Origin of the sequence: Psychrobacter sp. JB385 (genome assembly GCF_900163785.1) — a bacterium.
GTDB lineage: Bacteria > Pseudomonadota > Gammaproteobacteria > Pseudomonadales > Moraxellaceae > Psychrobacter.
The window spans coordinates 23814-41726 of the sequence record NZ_FUKN01000008.1 but is presented as its reverse complement, the minus strand read 5'-3'; the positions used below and the strand labels follow the sequence as shown (position 1 = coordinate 41726).

Annotated in this window: 16 protein-coding genes; 10 read left to right on the top strand and 6 right to left on the bottom strand. The window is 43.9% G+C overall.

From position 1 onward, the window contains the following. Window positions 1-30 precede the first annotated feature (30 nt). The 3 genes from CZ794_RS03900 to CZ794_RS03890 all read left to right on the top strand — a co-directional run bounded on the left by CZ794_RS03900 (window position 31) and on the right by CZ794_RS03890 (window position 3208). On the top strand, window positions 31-1122 hold the full coding sequence (locus CZ794_RS03900) for a polyprenyl synthetase family protein (RefSeq protein ID WP_087040326.1): 1092 nt from the start codon (window positions 31-33) through the stop codon (window positions 1120-1122). Between the two features lie 232 nt (window positions 1123-1354). Continuing rightward, window positions 1355-2173: a DUF72 domain-containing protein gene (locus CZ794_RS03895; RefSeq protein ID WP_087040325.1), complete on the top strand. Its 819-nt coding sequence runs from the start codon at window positions 1355-1357 to the stop codon at window positions 2171-2173. Between the two features lie 18 nt (window positions 2174-2191). Beyond that, the gene (locus CZ794_RS03890; protein ID WP_087040324.1) at window positions 2192-3208 is read left to right on the top strand and encodes a hypothetical protein; all 1017 of its coding nucleotides are present in this window, start codon (window positions 2192-2194) and stop codon (window positions 3206-3208) included. Between the two features lie 161 nt (window positions 3209-3369). Here the strand turns inward: CZ794_RS03890 and CZ794_RS03885 are convergent, their stop codons facing one another. Then, complete coding sequence (locus CZ794_RS03885; protein ID WP_087040323.1) at window positions 3370-3768, bottom strand: hypothetical protein; 399 nt, start codon at window positions 3766-3768, stop codon at window positions 3370-3372. A 292-nt stretch (window positions 3769-4060) separates the two neighbouring features. Here CZ794_RS03885 and CZ794_RS03880 point away from each other — a divergent pair, with 292 nt between their 5' ends. Then, window positions 4061-4801, top strand: coding sequence for an SDR family oxidoreductase (locus tag CZ794_RS03880; RefSeq protein ID WP_087040322.1), 741 nt, complete (start codon window positions 4061-4063; stop codon window positions 4799-4801). A gap of 76 nt (window positions 4802-4877) precedes the next feature. Here the strand turns inward: CZ794_RS03880 and CZ794_RS03875 are convergent, their stop codons facing one another. Next, window positions 4878-5507, bottom strand: coding sequence for a superoxide dismutase (locus tag CZ794_RS03875; RefSeq protein ID WP_087040321.1), 630 nt, complete (start codon window positions 5505-5507; stop codon window positions 4878-4880). Window positions 5508-5890: 383 nt separating this feature from the next. Between CZ794_RS03875 and rdgB the strand changes: the two genes are divergently transcribed. From rdgB to clpX, 4 genes are all read left to right on the top strand, one after another. After that, window positions 5891-6556 carry an RdgB/HAM1 family non-canonical purine NTP pyrophosphatase gene (gene rdgB / locus CZ794_RS03870; RefSeq protein ID WP_087040320.1) on the top strand — a complete coding sequence of 222 codons (666 nt, stop codon included), beginning with the start codon at window positions 5891-5893 and terminating at the stop codon, window positions 6554-6556. A 595-nt stretch (window positions 6557-7151) separates the two neighbouring features. Continuing rightward, the gene (gene tig / locus CZ794_RS03865; protein WP_087040319.1) at window positions 7152-8495 is read left to right on the top strand and encodes a trigger factor; all 1344 of its coding nucleotides are present in this window, start codon (window positions 7152-7154) and stop codon (window positions 8493-8495) included. 417 nt (window positions 8496-8912) lie between these two features. Then, window positions 8913-9599: an ATP-dependent Clp endopeptidase proteolytic subunit ClpP gene (gene clpP / locus CZ794_RS03860; protein ID WP_087040318.1), complete on the top strand. Its 687-nt coding sequence runs from the start codon at window positions 8913-8915 to the stop codon at window positions 9597-9599. 108 nt (window positions 9600-9707) lie between these two features. After that, the gene (gene clpX, locus CZ794_RS03855; RefSeq protein ID WP_087040317.1) at window positions 9708-10982 is read left to right on the top strand and encodes an ATP-dependent protease ATP-binding subunit ClpX; all 1275 of its coding nucleotides are present in this window, start codon (window positions 9708-9710) and stop codon (window positions 10980-10982) included. 214 nt (window positions 10983-11196) lie between these two features. On the opposite strand, the gene CZ794_RS03850 is transcribed toward clpX, so the two are convergent. Further along, window positions 11197-11655: a hypothetical protein gene (locus CZ794_RS03850; RefSeq protein ID WP_087040316.1), complete on the bottom strand. Its 459-nt coding sequence runs from the start codon at window positions 11653-11655 to the stop codon at window positions 11197-11199. A 96-nt stretch (window positions 11656-11751) separates the two neighbouring features. Between CZ794_RS03850 and CZ794_RS03845 the strand changes: the two genes are divergently transcribed. After that, complete coding sequence (locus CZ794_RS03845) at window positions 11752-12195, top strand: MarR family winged helix-turn-helix transcriptional regulator (protein WP_087040315.1); 444 nt, start codon at window positions 11752-11754, stop codon at window positions 12193-12195. A 449-nt stretch (window positions 12196-12644) separates the two neighbouring features. Continuing rightward, window positions 12645-13673, top strand: a complete 1029-nt coding sequence (locus CZ794_RS03840; RefSeq protein WP_087040314.1) for an SDR family oxidoreductase — start codon at window positions 12645-12647, stop codon at window positions 13671-13673. Between the two features lie 92 nt (window positions 13674-13765). On the opposite strand, the gene CZ794_RS03835 is transcribed toward CZ794_RS03840, so the two are convergent. The 3 genes from CZ794_RS03835 to argS all read right to left on the bottom strand — a co-directional run bounded on the left by CZ794_RS03835 (window position 13766) and on the right by argS (window position 17739). Then, the gene (locus CZ794_RS03835) at window positions 13766-14860 is read right to left on the bottom strand and encodes a PTS transporter subunit IIC (protein WP_087040373.1); all 1095 of its coding nucleotides are present in this window, start codon (window positions 14858-14860) and stop codon (window positions 13766-13768) included. A 125-nt stretch (window positions 14861-14985) separates the two neighbouring features. Beyond that, the gene (locus tag CZ794_RS03830) at window positions 14986-15789 is read right to left on the bottom strand and encodes an SPOR domain-containing protein (protein WP_087040313.1); all 804 of its coding nucleotides are present in this window, start codon (window positions 15787-15789) and stop codon (window positions 14986-14988) included. A gap of 120 nt (window positions 15790-15909) precedes the next feature. Next, a complete protein-coding gene (gene argS, locus CZ794_RS03825) occupies window positions 15910-17739 on the bottom strand; it encodes an arginine--tRNA ligase (RefSeq protein WP_087040312.1) in 1830 nt (609 codons plus the stop codon). Window positions 17740-17913 lie beyond the last annotated feature (174 nt).

Here is a 17913-nt window from a genome sequence, read left to right as displayed (position 1 = left end):
TTTTATTCTCCTTTTATGAATGGTTAAGTTATGACTGTTTCTTCTATACCAAACTTGATGCCAGCGAGCGTTCCGTCTTTTAAAAACACCGAGCAATTCCATCACGCAATACGCACACAGCTGACTCACGACATCGAAGTGTTATTTGCGTATGCCGAATTACCCAGTCCGCTCATAGACGCCTGTCGTTACGTGATGACGGGGCAAGGCAAAGCGGTACGCCCCCTATTGGTCGCAAGCGTCTTCGCGAGCGTCACCGATAGTAGCCAAATAAATAACGATGCGAGCGATGTAGAAGAGCGCTTACAATCAAGTGATGCAGCAGATCTGATTGATTCTAGCGCCGCCCCTCTCACCCATGACAGGCTAAGCGATGAGTTAGAATCTTTGCTAGAGAATGACTCAGATTATGATATGTGTCGCCGTGCTGCCCTAGCCGTGGAGCTACTACATACCTATTCATTGGTGCATGATGATTTGCCCTGTATGGATGACGATGAGCTACGCCGTGGACAGCCAACCTGTCATATCGCTTTTGATGAAGCAACTGCTCTATTGGCAGGAGACGTACTACAAACGCTGGCATTTGAGGTATTGACCGCAGAGATGCCGACCTTTGCACATTTCGATGCAGATATCGCAAGCCAGCTGCTCGCGGTATTTGCTCCGCGTGCACGGCGCATGGTGTCTGGTCAAATGCTGGATCTCAATGCGGAAGCAAAAGAGGATATCTCACAAAATGAGTTAGAGGCCATTCACCGTGATAAAACCGGGGCGCTTATAGAAGCGGCGATGCTGATGGGCGGTATCTGCGCTGGTGCGACCGCTTTACAACGCATGGCATTGCAGGATTGCGCTCAGCACATTGGTCTTGCCTTTCAAGTCCAAGATGATATCTTGGATGTGACCACCAGCACCGACACGCTTGGCAAACCTGCTGGTAGTGATGAAAAACTGGATAAATCCACTTATGTCAAATTGATGGGTGTTGAGAACGCCAAGACCTATGCACAATCGCTGTTTGATGACGGACGCACCGCGATCGTTCGCGAGTTAAGTAATAATAAAGAAAACGACGCCTTACTGGCATTAATACAATGGCTATGGGCACGTAAGAAATAGTGAAGCGAAAAATTAGCTACAGTCGATTGACTTTAAAAAGCATAAAGAGATGTTGGGATGAATTGTTCAAAGCACTATTGTTCAAAGCACTATATAGTGCGAAGCACACAGCAAGCGAGAAAAACTTTATACCAGTAGATGAATATTTCGGTATGTCTCTTTTATCTTAACCTGATTATATACAAAAAAGCTTAGCAAACTTTATTACTCAACACAGCAGTGAGTGGTCAACATGGACAGCAACCCTACCCCGCGTATTTATCTTGGCACTGGTGGCTATAGCGACACGGACTTGCTTGGGACGCTGTATCCCGCTGGCACCAAAAAAACGGATTTTTTGTGCGAGTACGCTAAGCAATATGGCGCGGTCGAGATTAATAGCACCTTCTACGCGCCCATCGGCCAAAAAGCCTTTGCTGGCATGGTTGATAAAGCCTACGCGCAAGCGGGCAGCCAGCTTAAATTTGCCGTAAAACTCCATCAAGACTTCACCCATGCGCGTAAAGGCACAAGTGAGCATGCCGAGGCCTTTCTCACCGCGCTCACACCACTTATCGAAGCGGATGCGTTAGCGCCATTATTACTCCAATTCCCGCATGGCTTTGACCGTACTCGCGAGCATCGTCTCTACTTAGCAGAGCTTGTCAGCTGGTTTAAAGATTATCCACTTGCTGTTGAGTTTCGTCATAACGGCTGGCACACGCCGCAAGTGGTCGATAGTTTTCGCGCGCAAGGTCTGATTTGGTGCAGCGTCGATTACCCAAAAGTCAGCGGACTGCCCCCATCACGATTGATATTTACCCAGCGGACTGGCTATCTACGCATGCATGGTAATAATCTGAACTGGTGGGATGCAATGAGTGCAAGTGACCGTCATGATTATCGCTATAGTGAAGATGAAATGCAGGACTGGGCGCAAGCGATTGCCAATCAACGCCAGCACTTTGATACGCTGTATATTTTCTTTCAAAACACCGTCAATGCGCATGCGTATTATAATATTGCGATGTTAAGAGAGGCGTTGGGTAAGTTTGGGTTTGAGGTATTGTAGCTAAAAGAGCAATCCACTATGAAAAATTATCAAGAAATACAGAATGACATTGTATTAGCTATCGATGAGTTTATTCATTCAATCGATTCTAGTAATGATTATAAAGGAGACATGTCTTCACTTATTCAAGTTACTTCAAACATGCCGTTGGTTAAATTAAGCTATTGGGAATGCCTCATTCGTAGTGAAATTGATAACAATCTACACGCTACTACTCGTTCAATATGGGCCCGTTTATTTGAACCAAACATGAAATTGAATTGGCTAGATGTCGTCAGTGGAGATGGATATAGGCGAGAAAAAATCTTACGCCAATCATCAAGTGGCGTACCTAATGCTTTCTTCCTTGCTTTGGTGGTACGTAGATTAAATGATTGGGTGCCGCAAGTTCGCGTCGCTGCAAAGGAAATGCTTCCTTCATTGCTTAAGAATACAAAACCTGAATACGTTACTGAAGTATTGTGTATGCTTCTGATTGATTGGCATTCTTGGGGGAAAATCGAAGAAGCCGACAAGCAAATATTCTTAGATATGATTGCGACAAAAGAGATAGCCTTATTGCTTAAATCTCATCTGATGTCATCTACATCGGGACCAATGCCATCATTACTTTCGCAAATTGGTCGTACAGATATTCTCGATCACTATCTTAATGAGATTGCTAGTAATGCTGTTCAACCTTATGTTAGAGCCAAAGCTTATCGTAGTCTATTTGAAAGTCGTATGACGTGGATTAAGAGTCGAGAATGGCAATGGATTGATGAATACTACGGCGAACAAAAGTTAATACCAATTATTGCCGAAAGAAAAATCGACGTACAAACGCCTTTTCTTGAACTATTGAATAGATCAGCTGTTGACCGATCTCCTATTGTCAGACAAGTTTCAGCCGAATTTCTTATTAGAAATATTGAAAGTCTAGGTACCCACGCCAGAAATCTTGCAGAAAAATTTGCAGCCGATAAATCTGCTAACGTAGCAGAACAAGGTCGATTTGTATTGATAAAGTTAGATGAAAAGGCTTTAAATAGGTAGTGTGAAAACTACTTTACTAAACAAAAAAGGACATCTCTTAGCGTCCTTTTTCAAATCAAATGCTTAATAAAAATTACACGTCAACGCCAGCATCCTGACCTTTGTATTTTGCGGCAGCATAGTCCCAGCTTACTAGCTTGTCGATGATTGTATTTAAACGATCAAGATTTGATTGGCTCAGATTTGATATATACGCTTGCACTAACAAACAGCAGTACCGCCAGTACAGCGCCAAATATTTCCATGATAAACAGTGTCTGTTCCATCGGTGCGACCGAGCGCGGAAAGATATTGGCGATATCCACCACATACACCACAAAATACTCCACCGCGAGCAGTAGCAGTATCTTGCCACGCATCGTTTGACCATCCAGCCCTGCAAACAGTTGCCAGATGCTAAGCACACCAAGAGTGATTAAAAACACCGTAAATAACGTGATGACCATCGGTGGATAATCAGGAAATACTCGCGTCTTAGTCAAGACGCTAAGTATCATAAAGCACAGGTTCAGTACCGATAGTGTCAATGTAGCAAGTACTGCGCTGCGTGCCTTATTCACCCTAGCTCCCCGTGTGCATTTTATATTGGCGTCGCCCATATTATAGCGCCATCAAGACCGTTTTTATCAATCAAATACTTAAACGCTCAGAAGCATTCTCTAATGCTAATATCCTCACCTTCATACTTTACATCTGCGTAGACACAATCGATAAATTTATCCAAAATTAAAATACACAACATATCTACTTATCGGTTTGGCACACTGGTAACGTCTATTCAGTTCATCAAAACTTATCAGCCAAACCCCCATATAAACGCACTAATATTCACCCATAATAAGAGAAAAGCCTATGACAACCCTAAAAAATAAAGTCGCTATAGTAACTGGTTCATCAAAAGGAATCGGTGCTGAGATAGCCATACTACTAGCAGAAGCAGGTGCCAAAACGGTCATCAATTATGCCACCGATGACGCCGCCGCAAATGAAGTTGTGAATAAAATCAAAAAAGCAGGCGGAGAAGCGATCGCCATTCAAGCAGATGTTAGCGATACCCAGCAAGTTAAGGCAATGTTTGACACCACCATCAATACGTTTGGTAAGCCAGATATTTTGGTGAACAATGCAGGCATCATTATCTGCAAACCCATTGCAGAGACCACTGATGACGACTTTGACCGTATTTTTGATATCAATGTAAAAGGTACGTTCAATACATTGCGTGAAGCTGCGACTAAACTCAACGACGGGGGCCGTATCGTAAACCTTTCAAGCACGACCACACGCATGATGCTACCCACTTATGGCTCATATTGTGCGACTAAAGGTGCAGTAGAACAGCTGACCAGAATCTTTGCAAAAGAAGTTGGCGCACGCAAGATTACCGTCAATGCGGTATCTCCTGGCCCTACCGATACGGAGCTGTTCCATCAAGGGAAAACGGATGACACCGTAGAAAAGCTCGCCAGTATGTCAGCCTTTAACCGCATTGGTGAACCAGCTGACATCGCTCGTGTGGTGCTGTTCCTTGTCAGTGAAGAAGCGGCTTGGGTCACAGGGCAAAATATTGGTGCTAATGGCGGTGTGGCTTAACATTGTTTGCTTAACTGCAAACCAAAAAAAGGACGCCTCACGGCGTCCTTTTTTAAATCAGATGCTTGGTTAAAGATTACTCTTCAACGCCAGCGTCTTGACCTTTATATTTTGCGTTTGCGTAGTCCCAGTTCACAAGCTTGTCTAGGAACGTGTCAACATAATCAGGACGACGGTTACGGTAATCTACATAGTACGCATGTTCCCATACATCACAAGTCAATACCGCTACTTGGTCATGTGCCAATGGGGTATCAGCGTTAGCTGTTTTGGCGATCGACAATTTACCACCGACCTTGTCAGCGACTAGCCATGCCCAACCTGAACCAAACTGAGTCAATGCTGCATTTTTGAACTCTTCACGGAACTTGTCATAGCTACCGAAATCTTCTTCGATTTTGCCTTTTAGGTCGCCAGTAGGCTCGCCGCCGCCGTTGGTTGGCGTCATGCAGTTCCAATAGAACGTGTGGTTCCATACTTGGGCTGCTTGGTTGAACATGCCTTGCTTGCTTTCATCTTTAGCCGTCGCTTCGATGATCTCTGGCAAGGTTTTGTCTTCTAGACCAGAACCTGGTAATAGCTCATTTAACTTATTTACATAAGCAGCATGATGCTTGTCATGATGGTATTCTAGTGTCTCGGCACTGATATGTGGCTCTAGTGCGTCTTTTGCATATGGTAGATCTGGTAAAGTAATATTTGACATAGTTATTTTATCCTTGCTGTTTTTGACCGATCATTTTGTAGAAGCCAAATTCTACACTGTTCTTACCCTACAAAATAGCGGCCTAAAGTGGCTGAGTTTATTGTTTGAATTGAATGTTATCGCTTAATACATGTTATTGCTTAACACAGTATCACGTATTATGATGAAGCCAAAATTGATTGGGCTATTGCTTTTACCCTAACACCAAGTGGCTGGCTTTATACATGTTTATTAACTTAATATTCATAAGCCATAAGATATAATTCACTGTAGCTTGCGGGCTAGTATAGCAAACGTGACCGAGAGTATCAGTTACCAAATGTTATAGACCATGCTTACAAGCGCGCAGAAAACCATCCTTATCTACCTGACGGAATGATACCATGAGTACCCTTGAGACCCCGACACTCTCTAAAACTTTCTCTACCCAATCAGCCCCTGATCACCAATGGGTACTCGCCAGTAATAATAAAGGTAAACTGGCTGAGTTTCAAAGGTTGTTTGCCAAAGCAAATCTGCATGTGACGATTGTACCGCAAGGTGAGCTGGGTATCGAAGACGCTGTTGAGGATGGCTTAAGCTTTGTAGAAAACGCCATTATCAAAGCGCGCCATGCTAGCCGAATCAGCGGTCTACCTGCCATCGCCGATGACTCAGGACTGTGCGTGCCAGCACTAGGCAATGCCCCTGGTATCTACTCAGCACGCTATGCTGGTGAACACGGCAATGATAGTAAAAACAATGCCAAGCTCGTCGCTGACTTGCAGCCTATTCGTACTGAGCACGCTAACAAGCCTATTAAAGGCATGTTCGTTTGCGTTCTAGCCATGGTGCGCCACGCGGATGATTCGCTACCGATTATCGCCCAAGGTTTATGGCAGGGTGAGATTTTAGAAGCACCGCATGGTGAAGGCGGTTTTGGTTATGATCCGCTGTTTTGGTTACCTGAGTTGCAAGCTAGCGCAGCCAGTCTGAGCGCAACTGATAAGAATCGCATCAGTCACCGTGGGCAGGCCATTAAACAGTTATTGGCGCAGCTGTCGTTGTAAGATTTTTATGTTGGTTCTAATCAGTTCAAAGTAAAGTCAATACGTTTTTAACCACGTGCTACTGATATAAATTTTCCTCGCTTGCTGCTAAACAGAGGCTACGAAAAATTCATCTCAGTAGCATATTGTTAGTGTTCAAGTAACCTGCTTATATTTTGACTGTCTACAAGCGATTTATATGAAAATAAAGCTACTTTTTATCTGTTTCTGTTTTGAACCAATGGGTTTGAGCTGAGCATAGCAAACAGATAATTTTTACTTTAATAAGCAGATAGATTATACTGTTCTACTTTTAAAATTTTGTTGAAAGCCCTAATTTGGCTGTATAATTCACTAAAAAACGTTATTATGCGGCTTATTAACGGTTTATGATTGATATTTGATAGCGTCTATAACCTAGGCATTCTCAACCATTAGTACCAGTAGCGATTGCTTCTGGCACCGATAATGAGCGTGCGCGCTGTCATTATCCCCTATTTATTCCAGCGGCAAGCCGTCGTACATGCTCATATTTTGAGGCGCGGTTGTCTATTACCATTTAACTCCAAGTACTATCAAATCAAACGTACTATTTAATCCTAAAGGTGTAATGAACATGGCTACAGATTTACAAGTCACAACCAACAAGCTATCTAATAAAGAGACTCAGCTAACGGTTAAAGTACCTGTCGAAAAAATTCAAAACAAAGTTGAAGGCCGTATTCGCCAAGTGGCGAAAACTGCCAAAATCGACGGTTTCCGTAAAGGCAACGTCCCTATGTCACACATCCGCTCTCAGTACGGTGCTGGCATTCAACAAGAAGTCATCAACGACGTCATCCGTGATACGGTTTTTGAAGCGATCAAATCTGAAGACATCCGCGCGGTTGGCATGCCGAACATCGACGACGTAAAACTTGAAGACGATTTCTTAGTGTATCAAGCCACTGTTGAAATCTTCCCAGAAGTTGATGTACAAGGTATCGATGAGATCGAAGTTGAGCGTCACACTGCAAAAGTGAGTGAAGAAGACGTTGACACCATGATCGAAAACCTACAAAAACAACGTGAAGAGTTCGTTGAGAAAAAAGGCATGGCAGCGAAAGACAACCAAGTGACTTTTGACTTTGAAGGCTCTATCGACGGCGAAAAATTCGAAGGCGGCTCTGCTGAAGACTTCAAATTGGTGATCGGTAGCAACCAGATGATCCCAGGTTTTGAAGCGGGCATCAAAGGCATGAAAGCTGGCGAAGAAAAAGTTATCGACGTGACTTTCCCAGAAGATTACCAAGCTGAGAACCTAGCGGGTAAAGAAGCTCAGTTCAAAATCAACGTAAAATTGGTTGAAAAGTCTAAGCTACCTGAAATCAATGAAGAGTTCCTAGAGCTATTCGGCGTAAAAGAAGGCGGCGTAGAGAAGTTGAAAGAAGACGTACGCAAAAACATGGAACGCGAAATCAAAAACGCTGCGCGTAGCCAAGTTAAGCAAGCGACTTTTGACGCATTGTTAGAAAAGAACGAGTTTGACGTACCAAACGCGATGCTAGAGCAAGAAATCGAGCGTCAACGCAACATGATGATGCAACGTTTTTCTCAGCAGTTCGGTGCGAATGCTGATAGCTTCGATAAAGACATGCTGCCAAATGAGCTATTTGAAGAGCAAGCGCTACGTGCTGCCCGTCTTGGCATCATCGTTGCCCGTGTTATCGATACTAAAGGTCTAGAAGTAGATCAAGAGCGTGTTGAAACCTTCATCAAAGAAGCCGCTGAAAACTACGAAGATCCAGCGGAAGTAATCGAGTACTACACCAATGACAAGCAGCAGCGCGCTAACATTGAGTCTGTAGTATTAGAAGACCAAGTAGTAGATTATTTGATCAGCCAAGGCAAAGTAACTGACAAAGAAGTCAGCTACCAAGATTTGCTAGCGGCTCAGCAACAACAGCAGCAAGGCATGTAATTTAGCAGGATAGCACTTAGCCATTTGCTAGTTACTGGCATTCAATGCTAAGCGTTATCGCAACATGCTCTAATAAAATGCCCTAACGAATTTGTTAGGGCATTTTTATTGGGCGCTTATATACCTTTTTTATAAACAGTTTATGAGTGCTACCCTTGATAAACGCGTATCGACGCCTTATTAATAGAAAGTCACGCCTATTATTGATAGAAAAACATTTTGCACATGAAAAAGTTACTATTGCTCCAATAAAAAAGTTACCATTAGTGCAATTATTTTGAACAGCATCTAGAGCGTACCACTGTATCTAGTGAGTGTTATCCCTCAGCGGCAATACTTATAATGATAAACACCGAAAACAGCTTGGTCGTTCGTTTTTTTACCCTTATCTTATGTACGTATAAACAGGACATTTTTATGACAGATTATGATCGCATTACTGCCAATCCACATTTTGACATGCTAATGAGTGCGCACAATGAGGTGCAAAACACACAAGCGGCGCCCCAGAGCGCATTAGTCCCTATGGTTGTCGAACAATCATCGCGCGGCGAGCGCTCTTTTGATATTTTTTCACGCCTATTGCGTGAGCGTGTGATCTTTTTGACTGGTCAAGTTGAAGATCATATGGCCAATCTGATTGTCGCCCAGTTGTTATTCTTAGAAGCTGAAAACCCTGATAAAGATATCCATTTATATATCAACTCACCAGGCGGTTCAGTGAGTGCAGGCTTAGCCATTTTTGACACCATGAACTTCATCAAGCCTGAAGTCTCTACCATCTGTATGGGCGGTGCTTATAGCATGGGTTCATTCTTGTTGGCGGCTGGTCAAAAAGGCAAACGCTACTCACTTGCCAATGCTCGCGTCATGATTCACCAGCCATCTGGCGGTGCACAAGGTCAGGCGACAGACATCGAAATCAATGCGCGTGAAATCTTAAAAACGCGGGCGCGCTTAAACCAAATCTTAGCTGAGCGTACAGGTCAGCCAGTAGAAAAAATCGAAAAAGATGTTGAGCGCGATTTTTGGTTAGATGCGCAAGAAGCCAAAGAATATGGTTTGGTTGACGAAGTATTAGAGCGTCGTCCTGATTCTTTATAATACTGAGATAAACACCTTGCTAAACATCGAGTGCCTTGGTGTATAAGCGCTGGCATTCGTGTTAACCATTAGAATATTTATAAGCGTTAAATTTTAGGAGCGCCTTTTATGGCAGAAGATAATACCCCGCATTGCTCGTTTTGTGGCAAAGCCAAAAGCGATGTACAGCAGCTGATTGCCGCTGACGATGCCAATATCTGTAATGAATGTATTGAGCTGTGTACTGATTTGATCGCAGACAGTGCTGAAGACAACGATGACGATAGTGACATTGATACCTCTTGGGTGAATAAAAAACTACCAACGCCAAAAGAGCTGCGCGCCAAACTTGATGAGTACGTCATTGGTCAAGACGCTGCCAAAAAAGCGTTAGCTGTTGCCGTTTATAACCATTATAAACGTCTAAAAGTCAGCCAAACATTGGCTAGTGATAGCAAAAAAGCTAAGATCGGCGCTGATGATGCGATGGTCGAGTTGGCTAAGAGTAATATTTTGCTGATTGGCCCAACAGGTTCTGGTAAAACATTACTGGCGCAAACCCTAGCACGTCTGCTTGATGTACCATTTGCTATGGCCGATGCTACCACTTTAACCGAAGCAGGTTATGTTGGTGAAGACGTTGAAAACATCGTCCAAAAGCTACTGCAAGCCTCTGACTATGATGTGAGCAAGGCTGAGCAAGGCATCATCTATATTGATGAGATCGATAAAATCAGCAAAAAAGGCGACAACCCTTCTATCACGCGTGACGTGTCAGGCGAAGGTGTACAACAAGCCTTGCTAAAACTTATCGAAGGCACGGTTGCTGCCATCCCGCCGCATGGTGGTCGTAAGCATCCACAGCAAGAGCTGATCCAAGTTGATACCAGCAATATCTTAATCATCGTGGGCGGCGCGTTTGCAGGTCTTGATAAAGTGATTCAGCAACGTACTGAAAAAGGCGGTATCGGTTTTAACGCTGATGTCAGCTCAAAAGATGACAGTCGTCGTAGCTCAGATTTACTACAACAAGTTGAGCCAGAAGATTTGATTAAATTTGGTCTGATTCCTGAACTGATTGGTCGTTTGCCTGTACTTGCTGCACTGCAAGAGCTTGATGAAGAAGCCTTAGTACAGATTTTGACGGAACCTAAAAACGCCCTAGTCAAACAGTACAAGTACTTGTTTGATATGGAAGGCGCAGAAATCAGCTTCACCAAAGAAGCCCTTGATGCCATCGCCAAAAAAGCCATGGAGCGCAAAACAGGTGCCCGTGGACTGCGTTCTATCGTAGAAAACGCGTTACTTGAAACCATGTACGAACTACCATCGATGAAAGATGCCAAAACCGTAATGGTTGATGCCGATGTGATTAATGAAGGCAAAGTTCCTAAGATTGCTTAAGTTCATCTTTGCTATGAACTGACAAAAAGTCCAGCATGCATAAAACGAAGCTCCAAGTATTGGCCAGTTTCGTTTACCCAAGGACTGATTTCTGTACACTACAGGAATCAGTCTTTTTCATTTTAGTTGAATCCGCTTATTATTGTCATAGTGAATCTATACGTGCCTTTAGACGCGCAGGTGCGTTAGCGACTGCGCCCAGTAAAAATTATGGTTAGCCGTTGTTTAATCTCGACCGCCCAAATCGTCCACTCATACGAAAGCCATCTCTCATATTCATGCCCATCAAAATAATATTGATGGCACCAGCGAACAACTCAATGCCTTGTACGATATAGAACTTGGTATCAAAAGCGCTTATCGATGCCCATTGATTAAGAAATATGGCACACGGGATCAGAATAAGTATGCCATTAGCGGCAATAAAGGGCATTCTTGTCTTCTTTTGACGAACGAGCTTCCCGCTTCTAGATTTTGCTAAGGCGAAGCCACTGCCACCAGTTAATGCAACTGCAGGAATAAGAATAAATAAACCTGGCCATAAGATTAGGCTTTTTACGGTTGCTACAGACGCGACCGTACCAAAAAGCTCAACGAAGATCGTTGCTGTAAAAAAAGTAGCTATACAGAGGATCGCTATTTGGGCGGAAATTCTATGAAGGAGAGTTATCATGGTTTCTTCCAACGACATTAATTGGTAACATGTTGTCATTATGCGACTGACATTTAATATTGTCAACATGTTGTCAAATTACCTATAGGATTGTAGATGGAAAAATCTAACAAAGGCCCTATATTCACCGATATTGTTCTTGAAGTATTCAAGCTAGGCGGTTTTTTTGTCAGTGAAGGCGACCAGATGGGGGCTGAACATGGCATCACGAGTGCTCGATGGAAGGTCTTAGGCGCGCTGTCACTGGCAGGTGAACCGCAAACTGCGTCACAAATCGCCAGAAACATGGGGCTAACGCGACAGGCCGTGCAACGACTTGTTGATGTCATGCACAAGGATGAGCTCTTGTTATTCCATGACAACCCAGAGCATAAGAGAGCGAGATTAATCCGCTTATCGGAACGTGGAGAAATGATATATGCGCAGTTGTATGACAAACAATTGGCATGGGCAGTCAACGGCTCAACAGATATTTCTGAAGCAGAGCTTGAGACAACGCTATCCGTGCTTAAGCGAATTGCTGATACGATTGACCGCTAATAATTGAATAGCTGTCAAAAAGATACCATTCTTGGCAACTTTTGGGGTACGCGTTAAGTCCACAACTATTCGTCTAGCGCTGGCTTAAAAAGGCTAGTAATTGGTCATATAGTGTTGTTTGTGATTGATTTGAATACACTGCCTTGGGTGTGATTAAAAATGATTTGAACCCCAAATTTTGGATTTTTTTCATACCTGTTTATTGCCTAAACTATCTGTCTACAAGGCGCTAATTTTTCATAATGTAAGAAAAATTAGTAATATAGCATTGTAAAGATAACTGACTCTCCTTATCTCAAAATGACAGCAGCGTTTATCAATCGCAAGCAGACCTCATCACAAATCATGCTAATGTAGATAGTCTATTTCGACCTTTATTCTACTGCTGCATGCCAACGTCTATGGCACCTATGAATACCCACTCTTAATAATACAAAGGAATGTTTATTATGCTCCATACTCTCACCGCGGCGGCAACGTCATTGCGTCAGCGCCTGCCCTTTTATATACCCAACGATCGAGATAATAATATTGCGCCTTATTACCAAAACCATGTGGCCGCCATTACTGGCGCAGGTTCTGGTATGGGACGCGAGCTTGCGCTTCATTTAGCAAAAATGGGCTGTGATGTTGCCTTATCAGATATCAATGCAGAGCAGTTGGCACAAACCAAAGAGATGCTGATTGGTTATAATGTTAAGGTCACCACGACCGTGCTCGATGTATCAGACAATCAAGCTATGCAAGCATGGGCGGATAGCGTGATGAGCGATCATGGTAAAGTCAATTTCATCTTTAACAATGCAGGCGTGGCCTTCTCTTCGACAATAGAGGGCGCCAGTATTGAAGAGCTTGAATGGGTAATGGATATCAATTTTTGGGGCGTGGTTTATGGCACCAAAGCGTTTTTGCCGTTGATCAAAAATAGCGTCAAACAAAGCGAAGTGACGAGTGATAGTCAAGACGATCAACCCCGCCAGTTTAAAGAACATGGTCATGTTATTAATATATCCAGCCTGTTTGGTTTGACCGCTCAGCCTTCATATTCTGCTTATAATGCCAGTAAGTTTGCGGTACGCGGCTTCACAGAGAGCTTGCGTCAAGAGCTTAACATTCAGAAATGCGGTGTATCAACGACCTGTATCCATCCAGGCGGCATCAAAACCAATATTGCCAATAGCGCACGTGGCAATGATAGTACCAGTACAGTCGGTATGCCTACTGGTGACAAAGCTATTAGAAGCTTCAATAAACTGTTGAAGTTCGATGCCAGCGAAGCGGCTTGGGTTATTCTACATGCCGCAGCGACCAATCAGCAGCGTTGCTTAATTGGGAATGATGCCAAAATGGTTGATGCCATTCAGCGGGTATTCCCATCACATTATAGTGAAGTTATAAACGACATCACTCAGTTATCGCGCAAACTAAAGCCACGACGCAATAACAAGCGTAGTGATAAAACAAGTACCGCACCATAACTAACTGACGCTCCTTGAATAAAAAAGCCCTACTGTTTTTAACAGCAGGGCTTTTTTGTTGTATGGTCATGAATACAAATTTTTAACCGTTTTTAAGGCAGCTTCATATCACCAGAAACTAGCCAGCCTATGCGGCGCATGATGTAAGCGACCAAACCAGCAATCACCGCAGGCAATACAAACATCAAAAGAATAATCGCTGTCCATAATTGAGTCGTACTCATGATTTCTTGTGATGCTTCAATAACGCCAAACACACCAACTAAACCAGCGGTACCCATACCAGCCCCTGTCGCTGTACAAGCCAGCCCAAATCCGACAGTCGCGATAGGGCCAACGATCGCGCTCGCAATAACAGCAGGTAGTAGAACGATAGGCTTTTTTAGCACATTAGGGATTTGCAGCATGCTGGTACCCAAGCCTTGAGAGATGACGCCACTGAATCCATTATCCTTAAAACTGGCCACGGCAAAACCAATCATATGTGCCGCACAGCCAACAACTGCGGCACCGCCCGCCAAACCACCAAGGCCAATCGCAATACAAATAGCAGCGCTTGATGTTGGTAGCGTCAATAAGATACCAACGACGACTGCAATCACGATACCCATTAATAAAGGCTGTAGCTCAGTCGCCGCGTGAATCCCTTGCCCAATCGCATTAACTGCCGCAACGACAGGCGGATTGAGCAGCGCACAGACCAATAGCGCGATACCACACACTGCTAAGGGCACTAATAAAATATCGAGCTTAGTCTTGCCTGCGATCCACGTACCAGCGCGATAAGCGAATACAGACGTCAAATAAGCGCCGATTGGGTTGCCTGGCAGTGCTACAAAGGTCGCAGGGCCACCCTCTTGTAGCGTAAATAACGTCCCTGCCATCAATGCTTCAGAATGGGCACCCAACATACCTGCAACGAGACAACTGAGCATCACGAGTGTTGGCGCTTTTAAATAATAAGCGATACCCACCCCGATGCCTGCTCCCATTAATATCGAGGCAAGCTTCCCGACCGCGACCAATGCTGGCAAACCCAACCAGCCACCGATTTGTGAGATAATCAAGCCAGCAATTAGTGTGACAAATAGTCCTAACGCCATGCCCGTAAAGGCATCGATAAAGTATTTTTGAAAGAATGCTTTGATAACGCCTGCTTGCGGTGTTACTGAGTTAGATACGGTCATAACCATACTCTTAATAAACGTTTGATAGGATAAAACAATTAGAAAGCATTTGATAAAATCAAGAGATAAAAAAAGCGTCATGACGACGCTTTTTCAATAAATACAATTACTGTAAACAACTTAACTTAGCGACGCTGTTCAACGATAATAGAGTCAATACCATTGTTTTGTAAGCGCTGCTGTGCTGTTGTCACTGCCTGACGGTTATTTAACGGACGCGAGATTACCTGATAGATCGGTAGGCCATTGCCTGTCGTGTTTTTGACTACTCTGGCATCCACACCCGCCATCAATACTTGCGCGCGGCGACGATCTGCTTCGTCTGCATCGCCGAAGCTATTAATTTGCAAGATATAGGTCGAAGGCTTGGCTGGTTGCACACTTGCTGTACCAGCACCTGCATTGTTTGCACGATTGCTCGTATTATTACTACTGTTGCTATTGGTCGCTGGCGCCTCATCATAAGTCGCATCTTCTTCCACAATCACAATATCGTTGCTACCATTGCTGGTTGTCGCATTATTACTAGCACTTGGCTCAATGGTTGTACTTTCAGCGATACCAAAATTACCAGTATCCTCAGGCTGAGTCACTACAACATCTGGCTCAAAGGCACCCATATTATCTGATTGATTGGTATTCGTATCAGTGATCTCTTCATCAGGAATGGTGGCCATTTCTTGATTGGGTAAGATATCATAGAACTCATAATCGCTGTTATCAGTATCTGTATCAACGCGTGGCTGTACCTGCCTGTCAGGATCATTCTCAGCGCTGCCATCAGCAGGGCTAAAATTGAACAATGGTGAAAGGTAAATGAATACCCCGATCATTAATGTCAAAATCGCACCGACAAACATCCATAATAAGCCTGATACGCTACTTGATTTGCGCTTTTCTGTTGCGCCTTTAGGTTTTTTGGCTAGCATGGATCTGGTTCTCCCTACAGAATCTATCTATCATCAATTTATTGCTATCAGCTGTCTGTACTCATTCTATATGCTAGAAAACTACCGTATATCAGACAGCTACCACATGTTAGAAAGTTACTACATACTAGACGGCGCAGACAATCCTAACAGCCCTAAGCCATTGGCCAATACTTGTCTGACTGCCTTGGACAAACGCAAACGTGCCTGCATCAATGCCATCTCATCCGAGCTTGGTGTTTCACCTGACGTGAGACTCACAGGCAAAATGCGATTGGTGTCATACCAGCCATGGAATAAGGCAGCAAGCTCTTTTAGATAGTTGGTCAAGACATGTGGCTCATAGCCCGTCGCGGCGCGTAATAACGTTGCTGGATAGCCTGCTAATAGTTTAATCAACTCGTCTTCATTGGGCGCGGTCAGCAAGTCCTGATGTGCCAAACCAATAGCATCATCTACTGCCAAATCGTAGGTTGCCAGTTTTTCTAATACACGGCAAACGCGTGCATGCGCATACTGGATATAATAGACTTGGTTGTCTTTGCTTTGTGATTTGGCAAGCTCTAAATCAAAATCAATATGCACTTCAGGCTTACGCGCTACATAGTAAAAACGCGCCGCATCATTGCCGACTTCTGCGCGCAGATCACGCAGGGTAACAAATTGACCCGAGCGCGATGACATTTGTACTTTTTCACTGCCACGCCACAACGCCACAAACTGTACCAGCACCACGTCTAAACGATCGGCATCGATGCCTAAAGCCAATAGAGCCGCTTTTACGCGCGGGACATAACCATGGTGATCAGCGCCCCAAACGTTAATCACCTTATCAAAACCGCGATCGAACTTGTTTTTGTGATAAGCAATATCCGAGGCAAAATACGTTGATTGACCATTAGCACGGCGCACGACACGGTCTTTTTCATCGCCAAAATCGGTCGATTTAAACCAGATATTGCCGTCTTTTTCGTATAGATAGCCTTTTTCGTCTAAAACTTGCAGTACTGGCTCAATCTCGCTATCGATAGATCGTTCGCTGAACCAGCACTCATAGCTCACACCAAAGTCATTTAAATCATCTTTAATATCAGCCAAAATACTGCTCAATGCCGCATTTAAAAACAACTCGTAGCTGTCACCAAGCAAGGCTTTGCTATTAGCAATCAAACCATCAATGTGCGCTTCTTTATCACCTGAAACTAGGATTTTTTCGCCTTCAGCATTAATCTCAAACTGAGCATCTTCTGGCGCATCTTTAGCAACATCTGCAAAACCATGGACGTAGCTGTCGCCATGTTGCGTTTTGAGTGTCTGGGCGATATCACTAACATAATCACCTTGATAGCCATTGACTGGGAACGTGATTTGCTCGCCATTTAACTCTAGATAACGCAGATAGGTACTGGTCGCCAAGATGTCCATTTGACGACCCGCGTCATTGACATAATACTCACGCGTGACATCGTAGCCGATGGCTTCTAGTAGGTTTGAGACACTCATGCCAAACGCAGCACCGCGACCGTGGCCGACGTGCAGACTTGAGGTTGGGTTAGCAGAGACAAACTCAACTTGTACCTTTTGACCGTCGAACTGATTACTCAGACCAAAACGTTCCTGTAAGGTAAAGATATCGTCCAATACCGAAAACTTGGCTTCCGAGTTTAAAAATACGTTAATAAAGCCAGGCCCTGCGATTTCTACTTGGCGAATGTCTTGGTTCTCAGGCAGTGCGCTCACAATTTTTTCGGCAAGTTGGCGCGGATTGGCCTTGGCCGCTTTGGCCGCCGTCAGTGCAATATTGCTGGCAAAATCACCATGGCTCAAATCTTTGGTACGCGTGATTTGGCTGTTGTTTTGCCAATCATTGGGTAGCGTGCCATCGGCTTGTAAGGTTTGAATGGCATCATGAAATAGCGATGCAAGTGTATCAATTTGGGTTTGTGACATAGGGTTTTAAACTCAGTTAAATAAACAACAAAAACAGGGTAAAAATGTGGCGAATGCGAGCAATCGATAATTGCTTATTATAATAGCGACCGACATTGCAGGGGACAAAAAATATAAAAATAAATAACCTGTAAATATAGCAATCTTTGCGCGTCATTGCATCATTTGCGCCAA

Excerpts from the sequence above, each read along its gene's own strand:
- CZ794_RS03900 (WP_087040326.1), top strand. The coding sequence starts at position 31 with ATGACTGTTTCTTCTATACCAAACTTGATGCCAGCGAGCGTTCCGTCT.
- CZ794_RS03895 (WP_087040325.1), top strand. The coding sequence starts at position 1,355 with ATGGACAGCAACCCTACCCCGCGTATTTATCTTGGCACTGGTGGCTAT.
- CZ794_RS03890 (WP_087040324.1), top strand. The coding sequence starts at position 2,192 with ATGAAAAATTATCAAGAAATACAGAATGACATTGTATTAGCTATCGAT.
- CZ794_RS03880 (WP_087040322.1), top strand. The coding sequence starts at position 4,061 with ATGACAACCCTAAAAAATAAAGTCGCTATAGTAACTGGTTCATCAAAA.
- CZ794_RS03875 (WP_087040321.1), bottom strand. The coding sequence starts at position 5,507 with ATGTCAAATATTACTTTACCAGATCTACCATATGCAAAAGACGCACTA.
- rdgB (WP_087040320.1), top strand. The coding sequence starts at position 5,891 with ATGAGTACCCTTGAGACCCCGACACTCTCTAAAACTTTCTCTACCCAA.
- tig (WP_087040319.1), top strand. The coding sequence starts at position 7,152 with ATGGCTACAGATTTACAAGTCACAACCAACAAGCTATCTAATAAAGAG.
- clpP (WP_087040318.1), top strand. The coding sequence starts at position 8,913 with ATGACAGATTATGATCGCATTACTGCCAATCCACATTTTGACATGCTA.
- clpX (WP_087040317.1), top strand. The coding sequence starts at position 9,708 with ATGGCAGAAGATAATACCCCGCATTGCTCGTTTTGTGGCAAAGCCAAA.
- CZ794_RS03850 (WP_087040316.1), bottom strand. The coding sequence starts at position 11,655 with ATGATAACTCTCCTTCATAGAATTTCCGCCCAAATAGCGATCCTCTGT.
- CZ794_RS03845 (WP_087040315.1), top strand. The coding sequence starts at position 11,752 with ATGGAAAAATCTAACAAAGGCCCTATATTCACCGATATTGTTCTTGAA.
- CZ794_RS03840 (WP_087040314.1), top strand. The coding sequence starts at position 12,645 with ATGCTCCATACTCTCACCGCGGCGGCAACGTCATTGCGTCAGCGCCTG.
- CZ794_RS03835 (WP_087040373.1), bottom strand. The coding sequence starts at position 14,860 with ATGACCGTATCTAACTCAGTAACACCGCAAGCAGGCGTTATCAAAGCA.
- CZ794_RS03830 (WP_087040313.1), bottom strand. The coding sequence starts at position 15,789 with ATGCTAGCCAAAAAACCTAAAGGCGCAACAGAAAAGCGCAAATCAAGT.
- argS (WP_087040312.1), bottom strand. The coding sequence starts at position 17,739 with ATGTCACAAACCCAAATTGATACACTTGCATCGCTATTTCATGATGCC.